The organism is Emticicia sp. MM (genome assembly GCF_001649495.1).
Map to the genome: position 1 here is coordinate 1 of NZ_LXHX01000039.1, position 13,654 is coordinate 13,654.

The window sequence follows — 13,654 nt, forward strand, 5'->3', positions numbered from 1 at the left end:
CAGGTTTAGGCTTAGGTGTTTCATCGATATTTTCCGAAGTTTTATTTTCTGTTTTTTGCTCTACTTGCTCAGTAGATTTAGTAACCGGTTTGAATGAAGGTTTAAAAGCAGGTTTAGGCTTAGGGGTTTCCTGATTATTTTCCTGCGTCTTATCTTCTGTGTTTTGTATTGCATTCGGAATAACTTTATCAAATTCCTGCTTTGCTTTTCTTGAATTCTCAGTTTCTTTATCTTCTACGGTAGGCTTTGGAGTAGTTTTGAATGCTGGTTTAAAGCTAACTTTTGCTTTTGGAGCTTCTCCTTCGGTACTTTCTTTAGTTTCTTGCTTCGCTTGTGGTGCTTTTTTTAGTGCTTCTTTTTCTTCCAAATATTGCTCATAAAGTTTGCGTTTGGCATCTGCTTGCTCTTCTGTGAGATTAGAAAATTGAAAATTCATTTGAGAAATATCAAATACACTGAAATCATACTCATTTGTCATCGTAAGACATTCAGTCGGGCAAACACTTGTACAAAGGCCACAAAAACAGCATTTGGCCATATCTATGTCAAACTTAGCTGCATAAAGTCTAATCGGAGAGCCATCAGATGCGTAATTGATAATTTCTGCTGATTTGATAGGTTCAATTTCAATGCAATCAACTGGGCATATTTTGGCACATTTGTCGCAAACAATACAATCATCAATTTCACAATCAAGTTGATAGCGGCCATTGTCAGGCACAGGTAATGTTTGATGAGGGTATTGGAGAGTTACGATACCAGTTTTCAAATCGAAGTAATTTGAGTTTTCTACAGCAAATGGCTGGCGACTGTTGCGAGCTTGCCATAAATGGCGAAGCGTAAGGCTCATACCTTTAACAGTTGTTCGAATTCCTCGACTAATATTTTTAAAATAAGCGGACATTCAGTGATTGATACGCGTGTTTTTATGAATCTTGCAAAGATAAATCAATAGTCTATCTTATTAGTATGTTAAACAATTAATTTTTAATCAAAGTTTAAGCCAATATCTAATTTTAGGTATTTTGAATAATACTTTAAATCAAATTAAAGTATAATGTTTAACTTTGCAAAGAATTTTAGAGGATAAAAACCTTTCTACAATGCAACAAACACTGAATCTTATCTTAGAGCCGGAAGTCGCTCTTGTCGATGTAGTTTTACATCAATATCTTCAATCAAATCAACTCAAAAACGTTGAAAACTTTACTTTTCGAAAAGTTCGTCAATCAATAGATGCACGGAAAGGACAAGTAAAAATCAATCTTGATATAGAAGTTTATCTCGGAGAAGCACCTCCTCCGCTGATGAATTTTAAAAAGGAATACCCCGATGTCACTAATAAGCCACAAGCAGTGATAGTGGGTGCGGGGCCAGCTGGTTTATTTGCTGCTTTGAGATTAATAGAATTAGGCATAAAGCCCATCGTAATAGAAAGAGGAAAAGATGTACGAGCTCGCCGTCGTGATTTAGCTGCAATTAATAAAGACCACAAAGTAAATCCTGAGTCAAATTATTGTTTTGGAGAAGGAGGGGCTGGAACTTACTCTGATGGGAAACTTTATACGCGTTCTAAAAAGCGAGGTGATGTTCGAAGAATATTAGAAATATTAGTCGCTCATGGTTCAACTCCTGAAATTTTGTTTGATTCACATCCTCACATTGGTACAAATAAACTCCCTTATGTGGTTGCTGATTTACGTGAAAGTATTTTGAAAGCCGGCGGTGAAGTTCTTTTTGATACAAAAGTAATTGACTTTATACTCGCTAATGGCGAAATGAAAGGAGTAGTTACTTCTGATGGCAAAGAAATTCACGGAATAGGAGTTATTTTAGCAACAGGTCATTCTGCCCGTGATATTTTTGAATTACTTCATAAAAAAAGTATTTTAATTGAAGCAAAACCCTTTGCGATGGGTGTGAGGATTGAACATCAGCAAAGTTTGATAGACCAACATCAGTATCATCGTCAAGAGCGTGGCCTCTTACCTGCGGCTTCATATAGCTTGGTTGCACAGACTTACTACAAAAATATCCAACGTGGTGTTTTTAGTTTTTGTATGTGTCCGGGTGGATTCATTGTTCCAGCCGCAACCGCTGAGGGAGAACTGGTAGTAAACGGAATGTCTCCATCGCGTCGAGACTCTAAATATGCAAATTCGGGTGTAGTAGTAGCAATAAATGAAGTAGATTGGCAAAAATACAAACATTTAGGGCCATTAGCAGGTTTAGAACTACAGAAAGAGGTCGAGCGAAAAGCTTGGCAATTAGCAGCTAGTGCACACAAGGTTGCGGTTTCACAATTTGCTCCAGCACAACGACTGAATGATTTTTTGAATAATAAAGTTTCTCGAGAATTACTTCCTACTTCTTATCAACCGGGATTAGTTTCGATGGATATGACTGAAGTTTTACCAGATATTCTTGCTCGTCCATTACAAGATGGAGTTCGAGAATTTGGTAAAAAAATGAAAGGATATGTAACCAATAATGCTCAGTTGATAGGTATAGAAAGCCGAACATCATCACCAGTTAGAATACCTCGTGAAAAGGAATCATTAGAGCATTTACAATTAAAACGTTTGTTTCCTTGTGGTGAAGGTGCGGGATACGCGGGTGGAATAGTATCGGCTGCCATGGATGGTGAACGCTGTGCCGAACAACTTGTGAGAATATATGGTTAAAACAAAATAAATTTTTATATTGCAAAGACAATTGTTTCCATCAAACTGAGTAATTATAAGTTTAATTTCTGAAATATTAACTTACTTTATTGCTCAATATAGACTTAGCTTAGAGAATTATCGTGAATTTTGTTGAATTTATAAATACACTTAGTAAACGATTAGCCGAGAATAAGCTTCCCGGACATGAGGAGATAATGAAAAGAATGTCTCCTTATCGTCTGCGAGTAAAAGTCGAGCCAAACGGAAGTACACGTAGAAGTGCGGTATTAATGATGTTTTACCCAAAGGGTGAAGAGATATTTCTTCCTTTAATTTTACGCCCCCAGTATGATGGTGTTCATGGTGGCCAAATGGCTTTTCCGGGAGGTAGAGTGGAGGCGAATGATAGAGATATTCAAGCAACTGCTCTACGTGAAGCTCAAGAAGAAATTGGAATTAAGGCTACGGATGTAAAAGTTGTTAGGAATCTGACAGAATTATTCATTCCTCCTTCAAATATGTTTTGCCAGCCCGTGGTTGGTTATATGCCTTATCGCCCAGACTTTTATCCTGATGAAAGAGAAGTGGCTGATATTTTTGAAGTTTCAATTTCTGAATTACTCGACCCTTCAATTGTTCAGATTAGAACAGTTGAAACTCGTGGAAATACACTTGAAACGCCTTGTTTTGTTATTCAAGACCAAATTGTTTGGGGAGCCACCGCTTTAATGATTGCTGAGTTAATCGAAATTCTGAAAGATTAAAATACTTCATTGATATTGAATACAAAACCCTTCGAACCGCCAATACCAATACCGTAGTCAAAGGCAATTGTCGTGTTGCTGATTTTGTTCCATTTTATTCTAATTCCACCACCTCCACCCGGAATGATTTTACTCATACCTCCATCAGGATAATTATGAACACTTTGTGTATTTCCAAAAACAACTCCTCTCAAAAGTCCATTTTTTGTAATAGAAAAACGGTACTCTGTTTCAAAATATAGCAGAGTTTTTCCTCTAAATCTTCCAATTGGATAACCACGTCCCGTATTATAATAAGCATCCCAACCGATACTTGGTAAATCGAAGTAAGGGGCATCTCCACCAAACGAAATCCAATCGTAACTCCAAAGTGCTAAAATATTCTCAGAGTTTTGTGGAAAACGAATGTATTTTCGAAAATCAAGGATAACAGATTGCCAGTTTTGGTTACTACCCAAAAGCGTACTATTGTAGCGATATTGGAAATTGGCATAATTACCATTGGTAGAATTTGTACTATTATCTCTGCTATCATGCTGTAAGTTAAATGATAAGCCAGACGAAGTTGATTTTGGGCCAAAACCGTATGTTTTCAAATCAGTTCTAAGACCTTCGTTTTCATTAGTTTCTTTGATTTTCCAGTGGAAATCGAGGTGATACCCTATACCAATATCAAACTTTGGAGATATTTTCTTCAATGCAACCTGATATATTCTAAAATGCTTATAATCAACCATGTTGGCATCGTCGAGAGTGGTATTCCCTCCTAAACCAAAAGTTGTAGATGGGAATTTATAAAACCTAATATCACCAAGTAGATTCAACTTATTCCCCTTAGTCCAGATATTGGTATTCAAAATTGAAATAAGCTGTTTGTATTGAGAGTAATTAGTGAATGTCCGAATACTCGATGGTTTAGTTTCTGCTTTTGGGCTAACTCTGAAAATGTTAACAGTGTTAGCTCCACCCATAAATCCTGTTACGATTGAGTAATTGAAAGAAGGGAGAATAGCAAACGTACTCTTAGATTTGACTTTACTTTGTGCAGGTGTTGGTAACGCATTTTCTTTTGCAAATACAGCTTTAATTATATCTTTTGCATCAACTTGCTTGATTAAATTGTTTGTGGAGTCAACTTTGGCTTCACCTATTGAGTCATTTTGAGCAAAACACAAATGTTGGTTTGCAGAAAAAAATAGGAATAAAAATAATATTGGGTGAAAATATCTCATTTTAACGAAGAAACGCAACTATTTGATTAAACATCAATGATGCGTGAGGTTCGTGCTCAATTTCATGGCATTAAACGCTCGATAAGTGTATTAGTAATATCTTTACGCAAAAACATACAAATAATTGTGTATTAATCCATTTTTAATTTTCTGTAAATTAAAATTTTGATTTAGTGTATAATTGACAATTATTCAATCTTTTTTTCTTTATCTTTGTTTAATTAAAAACTATTTAGTTAAAACAGTTAAAAATAGTTTTTCGTTGCAACAAACTACGATAATTAATTTTAACCCTCAACCTACATCATTTCAAATGAAAAAAGTAATCATGCTCTTTGCACTTCTCTTGGGTGTAATAGGAGTACAGGCTCAGAAACGAGTTTTAGTCTTTTCCCTAACAAGAGGTTTTCACCACAATTCAATCAAAGAAGGTAATCAGTTTTTTCTTGAATTAGGTAAAAAACAAGGTATTATTATTGACACAACTACTGACGCTCGTAAGTTTAATGAAGAAAATCTGAAAAAGTACAGTGCAGTTGTTTGGTTAAGTACAACTGGTGATGTCTTGAATCCTGCTCAACAAGCTGATTTTGAGCGATATATTCAAGCAGGCGGAGGGTATGTTGGAATCCATGCCGCTTCTGATACCGAATATAACTGGCCTTGGTACAATGAGTTAATGGGTGGGTATTTTGCGAGTCATCCGGGCGGTAGAGTATCAAATGTTCAGAATGGTAAAATGATTACACTTGATAAATCATTTCCTGCTTCTGCTCATTTTCCTGATACTTTTGAGCGTAAAGATGAGTTTTATGATTTTAAATCTTTGAAAAAAGATATTCTGAAATTTATAGTTAGAGTAGATGAAAGTAGTTATGAAATGGGTAAAATGGGAGATTTCCACCCAATGGCTTGGTACCACGAATATGATGGGGGAAAGGCTTTTTATTCTAACTATGGACACACACCTGAAACTTTTAGCGAACCGCTCATGATGGAGCATTTTTGGCAAGGTTTGAAATGGGTGTTAGCTGAGAAACTTGATTATACAAAAGCTAAGTCACAAAGAGCTCCAGAAGAAAATCGTTTTGAAAGAACTACTTTGATTAATAACCTTGATGAACCTACCGAATTGGCCGTGATGCCAAATGGTAAAGTTATTTTTGTTGAACGTAAAGGAGCAATAAAAGTTTGGAATCCAACTACAAAAAAGGTAAAAGTTGTTGGTCAAATGCCCGTTTATACAAAGTTTGAATATGGATTGATGGGAGTTGGAGTTGACCCAAATTTCTCACAAAATAATTGGGTTTATTTCTATTACACACCAAATGATACACGCGAAGTTACAAAAGATAATTTTCTTTCAAGGTTTGAGTATGACAACCAAAAAGATACCGTTGTTTTCTCTTCGGAAAAAGTAGTATTAAGAGTTGAAGTTAAAAGAAATGAGTGTTGTCATACTGGTGGTTCTATTGACTGGGATGCAACTGGTAACTTATTCTTATCAACTGGTGATGATACCAATCCGTTTGCTTCTGATGGTTATGCTCCAATAGATTTCCGTGATGGCCGCGATGGTTGGGATGCTCTTCGTTCTTCGGGAAATACAAACGATTTACGTGGTAAAGTTTTAAGAATTACGCCTCAGAATGATGGAAGCTACAAAATTCCGGCTGGTAATTTATTCCCAGTAGGTAAAGAAAAGACTCGTCCAGAAATTTATGCAATGGGAATGCGAAATCCATATCGTATTGCAGTAGATAAGCGTTCGGGCTATTTATATTGGGGTGATGTGGGCCCTGATGCTGGTAAAGGAAATGATAAACGTGGTCCTGAAGGTATCGTAGAATTTAATCAAGCTCGTAAACCAGGTTTCTATGGTTGGCCAATTTTTACAGGCCCTAACTTTGCATATAATCACTATAATTTTGAAACAAAAGAATCTGGTGAGAAATATGACCCAGCAAAGCCAATTAATGATTCTCCACATAATACTGGATTAAAAGAGTTGCCAGAAGCACAAAAAGCGTGGATTTATTATGGATATGGAGATTCTAAATTATATCCTGAGTTTGGAAAAGGTGGCTGTAATCCAATGGCTGGACCCGTGTATTACTCAGGCGATTATGACAATAATCCCAAAAAATTCCCAAGTTATTTTGATGGTAAATTCTTTGCTTATGAGTGGATGCGTGATTGGATTTATTTAGTAAGCATGGATAAAGATGGTAATTATACTGGAATGGAGCGTTTTATGCCTAATACAAAGTTCTACCACCCTATGGATATGGCTTTCTCTAAGGATGGACGTTTATTTGTATTAGATTATGGTATGAATTGGTTTGCTCAAAACGAAGAAGCTACGCTTTCTGTAATTGAGTATAATGCGGGTAACCGTAAACCTTTGGTTTTTGCTAAAGCCGACAAAAAAGCTGGTGCGGCTCCGCTTACCGTAACATTTTCATCGGAAGGTACTTTAGATTATGACAAAGATGCTCTAAAATATTCTTGGAACTTTGGAAAAGGCTTACCTGTAAGCACACAAGCAAATCCTAAGTTTACTTTCACAAAACCAGGCGAATATGAGGTAGTATTGACGGTAACAGATGCTGTTGGCAACAAGGGAATGCAATCTGTTCGTGTTAAGGTAGGAAATGCTGAGCCGAAAGTAAATATTGCAGTGAAAAGTAATAAGACATTCTTCTTTGATGAACAAAAGATTGATTACGAAGTAAATGTGTCGGATAAAGAAGATGGCTCAATTGACAAAGGTATTGATGCGAGTGATGTAGTGGTAAATATCAATTATTTGGAAGGTTATGATAAAACCATGATTGAGCAAGGACATAAAGAAAATATGAACTTTGCAGCGGGTAAAAGATTAATCGACCTGAGCGATTGTAAGGCTTGCCACTCTGTCGAAAAGAAATCAATTGGACCCGCATATATTGATGTTGCTAAAAAATATCGTCGTGGACAAACTATCATTAACCAATTAGCCGAAAAGGTAATTAAAGGTGGTGGTGGTGTTTGGGGCGAACAAGCTATGGCAGCTCACCCTCAAATTTCATTGTCAGATGCTCGTGATATGGTTGATTATATATTATCATTGAATGATACTAAGAAGGCTTCGCAACCAGTGAAAGGAATGTATGAGACTGCTGCTCATAAAGGTAAAAAAGAGGGGGCTTACATTATTCAAGCAACTTATACAGATAAAGGTGGTAAGGAAGTAGGTCCACTCACTACTTCTGAATCAGTAGCTTTGAGAAGCTCGAAAGTTCGTGCAATTGCATTCGATGAGGCTAAAGCTATAAGTAAATTTAATGTTGAGGCATTAGGTGGCGAAATTGCAGTTGCCAATGAAGATGGAAGTTATTTTGCGTTCAAGAATATTGATTTAACAGGTGTGAAAACGCTATCTATTGGAGCAGTTTCACAGAAAGGACAAAGTGTTGGTGGTAAATTAGAGGTTCGTGTTGGTTCTCCAACGGGTACTTTATTGGCTGAAAAAGAAGTTTCTGAATCTAATATGGCTCCTTTAAAAATCAGTTTGAACACAAGTGGTCAGCAAAATCTTTACTTTGTATTCAAAAATCCAAAATCAGAAGGAAAACCACTTTTTGGTGTAAGTACAATTGATTTTCAGAATAAGTAATTTGTTTTGATTACTGAAATATGAATTATCTCGAAATTAAATAAGACTCAATAGTCTTATTTACAAGAAGGCGATTCATTGCCATTTGGGAAGCTCCATCTGTTTTGGAGATGTATTAATTCAAAAAATGACTTTAGTCTAATGTTAAGTTTGACTAAAGTCATTTTTGTTATGTATAAATATTCGTCAGTTAAAACAGACCGTAGTAATAAATCATTTCTCTAACTAAATTTGTGATGCCTCATGTTTTCATCATAAATTTATCTTATAAATCTTCTCCACCCTAAATAAATCAAAGCAAATAGCACTGCAAATACAACCAATAAGTATTGAAAAGGTAAGTAAGAGAATACAACAATATGGATTTTTTCCAGTAACCACATGAGCAGCATGGTAGTAAAAAGCATAAACCATAAGCCTGAAATTTTATCAAAGCCAGGTACAAGCGATAAATCCACATTTCTACGAATGAGAAAAATGGTTAAAACCATGACAATTATTGGTAAAATCTGCAAATAGACATCGGTTTGCATCACATCGCCTCTTTGAAAGAGAAAAAAATAGGCATTGAGAGCAACAGCAAAAATACCTGGAATACTTACCAAGTATATAAGTGTAGCATACAAATATTTCCATGGTGAAAGATGATCTTCGTCTTTTCCTAAAATTCCTGCAATAGCAGCTGAGGACGGAATAATTAAGAAATAAAAAAGTAAAAAATTCGGATTTTCGCCAATCTGTTGGAATAGTTCTCGTAGTGTCATATTTAGTCTAATTCAAGCAAGTGTAAATGATTTAAGTAGAGTTAAACTACTCAATTTTAGCCACATATATAAACAAAATAGAAGCTTCATCATCGTCAGGAACAAAATATGCTTTGATACCTTCACTATTTTGTTCAACCCAAAATGGATTATTGGTTATTGCTAAACCTGTTGGCGACCATAATTTGATTGGAACTTGAAAAATAGGTCGTTTATCAACCAAATTTATTATTTCAAAACCGCCTAATCTTACTATTGAGCCATTCGGTTGTGCATATTTTTGAAAACCAGAACATAGCATTTGATGTTGACCGAGGTAATGGCAATCTTGGTAATCAATATAAAAAGATGGATTTTTTACGCGAATATTCTCATGTATAATATTGGCTTGTAAATGCTTATTAGATGATTTTAGCTCCCATTCATAAAAATTTCTTGACCCCCAACTTGCTCCATGAATTTTCTTGTTTTCAGCATCATATACAATAGCACCAATGTGGTCTTTAGCTCTTAAAACCTCAGTTATTTGAAGAGTTTGTGCATCAACTTTATAAATAATAGATTGGCTATTAGGTCGATATTCGGCCACTGGAATCCAAATGAATTTACCATCAAAGTCTATACCTCCCGGGTGGTAAATACTACCTTCGCCAAGTGTAATTTTGGTAATTAAATTTCCATTACCATCAAATTTGAATAAATGACCTTTACCTTCCCCAGTTCCTCCATTAATAGGTTTTTGTATTACTTCTACCGAACTCATAAAATAATAGTCACCTACTTTGACCATTCCTTGTGGATGATAGGTGGGAAATTTTAGCTGAACGGAGCTTATTTGAGTCCAAACTGTATTGGGAGTAAGTTTCTTTACTTTTTCAATAAGCTGAGCTTGTGAAAAAATAATATTCAGTAAAAAAAGTGAGAAAGTTAGAAATAGCCGCATACATTTCTTGATTTTAACAAATATAGACATTAGCGGTATATAAAAAGAAAAATCCCTCTGGTAGGAGAGATTTTTCAATTCAATATTTTATCAATAATTACAAAATCTTGAAACCAACCGTAAATTGCCAACCTTTATCTTTGAATTGATTATTGCTTAAATTCAAGGCAGAAACTTCTGATAAGCTACCAACTTTTCTAAGGTCAAAATTAATTCCAAGAAGTTTAACACCAACTCCCAGTTGATACCCCAACGCAGCGTTTTTAAGAGTTTCATCGTTAGAAGTTAAATCTTTGAGAGCATCTTTTAGTTTTTGGTCTTCTGAAAGTTTAAACGAAGCAACTGGGCCCGCATTAATTCTAAAAATTCTTAAAAACTTAAATCCAACTAAAACTGGCACATCTAGGTTATTGTATGAAAATTTCAATTTTTGTCCTTGAATATCAATTGTGCCACCTTTTTGTGCTAATAGTACTTCTGGTTGTAGATAAACTTTGTCACCAAAACGTGTCCAAATACCTGCTACATAGCCAGTTTTGGTATCATAACTTTGAGAAATGTTTTTCCCAAACGAGCCTGCATCAGTATAAATCTGATTAAAAGTAACTCCTCCTTTTATTCCTAATTGAAAATTCTTCTGAGCAAAAGTATTTGTAAACAGGCCAAACAAAGAGAAAAGAGTAATAACCGCGATTTTTTTCATGTTAGTTTTTGTTAAAATATTAGTAAACGTAGAAAAAAATAAAGTTTGAATCATAAAATCTACAGGAATATTCAGCTAAAAAATCGTGCCATTATAAGTGAGAAACGATTATCTGAAGTCGTTTCGAGGAATTAACGTAGATTATTTGCAAATTCGTATCTTATTAACGAATGATTAACAGTTTTGACGTTTTTTTTTGAAAATAGATAATGGCAAAAGTAAAAACAGCATATTTCTGTCAAAGTTGTGGTTTCAGTTCTCCAAAATATTTAGGAAGATGTACTTCTTGTGGCGAATGGAATACTATGATTGAAGAAGTTTTGGCTAAATCTGAACCCGAAAAAGGTAATTGGAAATTCACAGGCTCAAATGCACAACGAACGGTCAATAAGCCTAAAACGCTTACTGAAATCACTACTCAAGAACGTTATAGAATTATTACTGAAGATGATGAACTGAATCGAGTATTGGGTGGAGGAATTGTGCCTGGCTCACTCGTATTAATAGGAGGGGAGCCGGGAATAGGTAAATCAACTCTGATGCTTCAAATTGCTTTAAGTTTAAAAGATTACACCATTCTCTATGTTTCGGGTGAAGAAAGTGAACAACAAATTAAGATGCGTGCTGAAAGAATGCAGTATGTGAATGAACGTTGCTATATTTTGAATGAAACTTCAACTGATAATATTTTTCGTCAAATAGAGTTGACTGAACCTGATATTGTGGTTATTGACTCCATACAAACTTTAGCTTCGCCTTTAATAGAATCAGGGGCTGGAAGTGTCTCTCAAGTAAAAGAATGTACGGCTGAATTGATGAAGTTCTCGAAAGAGTCTGATACGCCCGTAATTATGATTGGGCATATTACTAAAGACGGTTCATTGGCAGGACCCAAAGTTTTGGAACACATGGTTGATACAGTTTTACAATTCGAGGGTGACCGCCACATGACTTACCGTATTCTCAGAACTACCAAAAATCGCTTTGGAAGTACTTCTGAATTGGGTATTTATGAAATGCAAGGGACAGGCCTTAGACAAGTGAGCAATCCATCAGAAATTTTGATTTCACAACGTGAAGAAGATTTGAGCGGAATTACGATTGCGGCTATGCTTGAAGGAAACCGACCACTTTTGATAGAAATTCAATCCTTAGTGAGTGTTGCTACTTATGGTACTCCCCAAAGAACTAGCAATGGTTTTGATAGTCGTCGAACACAAATGCTTCTTGCGGTTCTTGAAAAAAGAGGGGGATTTAGACTCGGTACTCAAGATGTGTTTTTGAATATTGCTGGTGGCTTAAAAGTAGAAGACCCAGCCATTGACCTTGCCATTTGTGTTTCAATAGTTTCATCTTATGAAGATATTAGCGTACCAAGCTCTTGTTGTTTTGCTGCTGAAGTGGGTTTAGGTGGCGAAATAAGGGCCGTAAATCGAATTGAAAATCGTATTTCAGAAGCTGAGAAATTAGGGTTTAAAAAAATATTTGTTTCAAAGTATAATTTAAAAGGAATAGACCTTAATCAGTACAAAATTCAGATTTTTGCGGCAACCAAACTTGAAGAAGTATTTAGTGAACTATTTGGATAATAAAACTTAAAAAAAAATTACTGATAATTGAAATCGAATTGGAATGATGTATTACATAGAAAACGAATATTTAGAAGTAGGAATCGACCCCAAAGGAGCTGAATTATTTAGTATATATAATAAGCAGCATGAGATTGATTATGTTTGGGGAGCAGACCCCGAATTTTGGGGGAAATCGTCTCCAGTCTTGTTTCCTATTGTTGGAGGACTAAAAGATAATACCTATTTTTTTGAAGATAAGGAATATTCATTACCTCGCCACGGTTTCGCCCGTGACTATGAATTTGAAGTTGAAGACCATTGGGATGATGGCATTAGCTTTTTGCTTCGTTCTAATGAGGAAACTCTAAAAGTTTATCCTTTTAAATTTGAATTACGTCTGGTATATGAATTATATGCCAATCTTTTAAGTGTTACTTATCACGTAACTAATGTTGGTGAAAAAGATATGTATTTTTCAATTGGTGGACATCCAGCATTTAATGTGCCCCTCGAAAAAGGTTTAAACTACGATGATTTTCATTTAGAATTTGAAACAGATGAGGCTTTCATGCGTTGGCCTTTGACCGAAAAAGGGCTAATATTAGAAGAGCCAGTAGCTCTTTTGGGAGTAACAGAAATAGAAGATGAGATTGTAGTTAATGAAAGTAATAAATTACCGCTCACTAAAGAGTTATTTCACCAAGATGCTCTTGTGTTCAAACAATTGAATTCAACTTCAGTAACCTTAAAATCAGAAAATAGTAGCCGCTCTCTTCGGTTTGATTTTGCTGGTTTTCCGTATTTAGGTATTTGGGCAGCTAAAAATGCTGATTTTGTGTGTATCGAACCGTGGTGTGGAATAGCCGATTCTGTTAGTCACTCACAAAATATTACTGAAAAAGAGGGGATTAATTTTTTACCTGCGGGTGAGGTTTTTGAACGAGCTTGGGCAGTTAAAATTAATTGATTATCAGGACTTTTGATTTTGTCAATTTTGTATTTTTCTAAGATTAGATGTTTGAGTGATTTTATTCATTTATAAACAAAATGGCTCAAAAGCTGACTTGAGTTTTATTTCGTAACACCGTTTTTGCAAATAATTAATGCAAACTTCTGCAATATTTTTTTTCAAGATTTTTTTAAATAAAAAAAGACTGGGTCAATATGCCCAGCCTTTCTATAATTGAATCCACACAACTTTTATGAAAAAACTATAATAATCTCTATCTAGAATATATATATTAGACTAAGATTTTGAAGATAAGGTTGCATTAAAATTTAAAAAATATGCAATGAATATAAAAAAAAAGGACTGGAGTAAATAACTCCAGCCTTTCCCGCTACTAAATCCAC

General features: G+C 35.1%; 10 protein-coding genes. 5 read left to right on the forward strand and 5 right to left on the reverse strand.

Translation table 11 applies throughout. The features are described from left to right. Positions 1 to 904 (reverse strand): 4Fe-4S binding protein (locus A6M55_RS17295; protein ID WP_156510987.1); only part of this gene is annotated, 904 nt, incomplete at its 3' end. Between the two features lie 199 nt (positions 905 to 1,103). Here A6M55_RS17295 and A6M55_RS05575 point away from each other — a divergent pair. Together A6M55_RS05575 and A6M55_RS05580 are read left to right on the forward strand one after the other, a co-directional pair. Further along, positions 1,104 to 2,684 carry an NAD(P)/FAD-dependent oxidoreductase gene (locus A6M55_RS05575; RefSeq protein ID WP_064196847.1) on the forward strand — a complete coding sequence of 527 codons (1,581 nt, stop codon included), beginning with the start codon at positions 1,104 to 1,106 and terminating at the stop codon, positions 2,682 to 2,684. 197 nt (positions 2,685 to 2,881) lie between these two features. After that, positions 2,882 to 3,430: a CoA pyrophosphatase gene (locus A6M55_RS05580; RefSeq protein WP_156510988.1), complete on the forward strand. Its 549-nt coding sequence runs from the start codon at positions 2,882 to 2,884 to the stop codon at positions 3,428 to 3,430. Here A6M55_RS05580 and A6M55_RS05585 read toward each other — a convergent pair. After that, positions 3,427 to 4,662, reverse strand: coding sequence for a BamA/TamA family outer membrane protein (locus A6M55_RS05585; RefSeq protein WP_064196848.1), 1,236 nt, complete (start codon positions 4,660 to 4,662; stop codon positions 3,427 to 3,429). The genes A6M55_RS05580 and A6M55_RS05585 overlap by 4 nt on opposite strands. Before the next feature lie 313 nt (positions 4,663 to 4,975). Here A6M55_RS05585 and A6M55_RS05590 point away from each other — a divergent pair, with 313 nt between their 5' ends. Beyond that, entirely contained in the window at positions 4,976 to 8,320 is a 3,345-nt protein-coding gene (locus A6M55_RS05590; RefSeq protein WP_064196852.1) for a ThuA domain-containing protein, read from the forward strand. 260 nt (positions 8,321 to 8,580) lie between these two features. Here A6M55_RS05590 and A6M55_RS05595 read toward each other — a convergent pair whose 3' ends face one another. The 3 genes from A6M55_RS05595 to A6M55_RS05605 form a co-directional block, all read right to left on the reverse strand. After that, a complete protein-coding gene (locus A6M55_RS05595) occupies positions 8,581 to 9,084 on the reverse strand; it encodes a hypothetical protein (protein ID WP_064196849.1) in 504 nt (167 codons plus the stop codon). 46 nt (positions 9,085 to 9,130) lie between these two features. Then, a complete protein-coding gene (locus A6M55_RS05600; RefSeq protein ID WP_064196850.1) occupies positions 9,131 to 10,027 on the reverse strand; it encodes a DUF6454 family protein in 897 nt (298 codons plus the stop codon). A gap of 97 nt (positions 10,028 to 10,124) precedes the next feature. After that, positions 10,125 to 10,730 carry an outer membrane beta-barrel protein gene (locus A6M55_RS05605; RefSeq protein WP_015030360.1) on the reverse strand — a complete coding sequence of 202 codons (606 nt, stop codon included), beginning with the start codon at positions 10,728 to 10,730 and terminating at the stop codon, positions 10,125 to 10,127. Between the two features lie 209 nt (positions 10,731 to 10,939). Here A6M55_RS05605 and radA point away from each other — a divergent pair, with 209 nt between their 5' ends. Together radA and A6M55_RS05615 are read left to right on the forward strand one after the other, a co-directional pair. Next, positions 10,940 to 12,319 carry a DNA repair protein RadA gene (gene radA, locus A6M55_RS05610; RefSeq protein ID WP_015030361.1) on the forward strand — a complete coding sequence of 460 codons (1,380 nt, stop codon included), beginning with the start codon at positions 10,940 to 10,942 and terminating at the stop codon, positions 12,317 to 12,319. A gap of 43 nt (positions 12,320 to 12,362) precedes the next feature. Continuing rightward, positions 12,363 to 13,268 (forward strand): aldose 1-epimerase family protein, encoded by a 906-nt coding sequence (locus tag A6M55_RS05615; RefSeq protein WP_082892935.1) that lies wholly within the window; start codon positions 12,363 to 12,365, stop codon positions 13,266 to 13,268. The last annotated feature ends 386 nt before the right edge of the window (positions 13,269 to 13,654 follow it).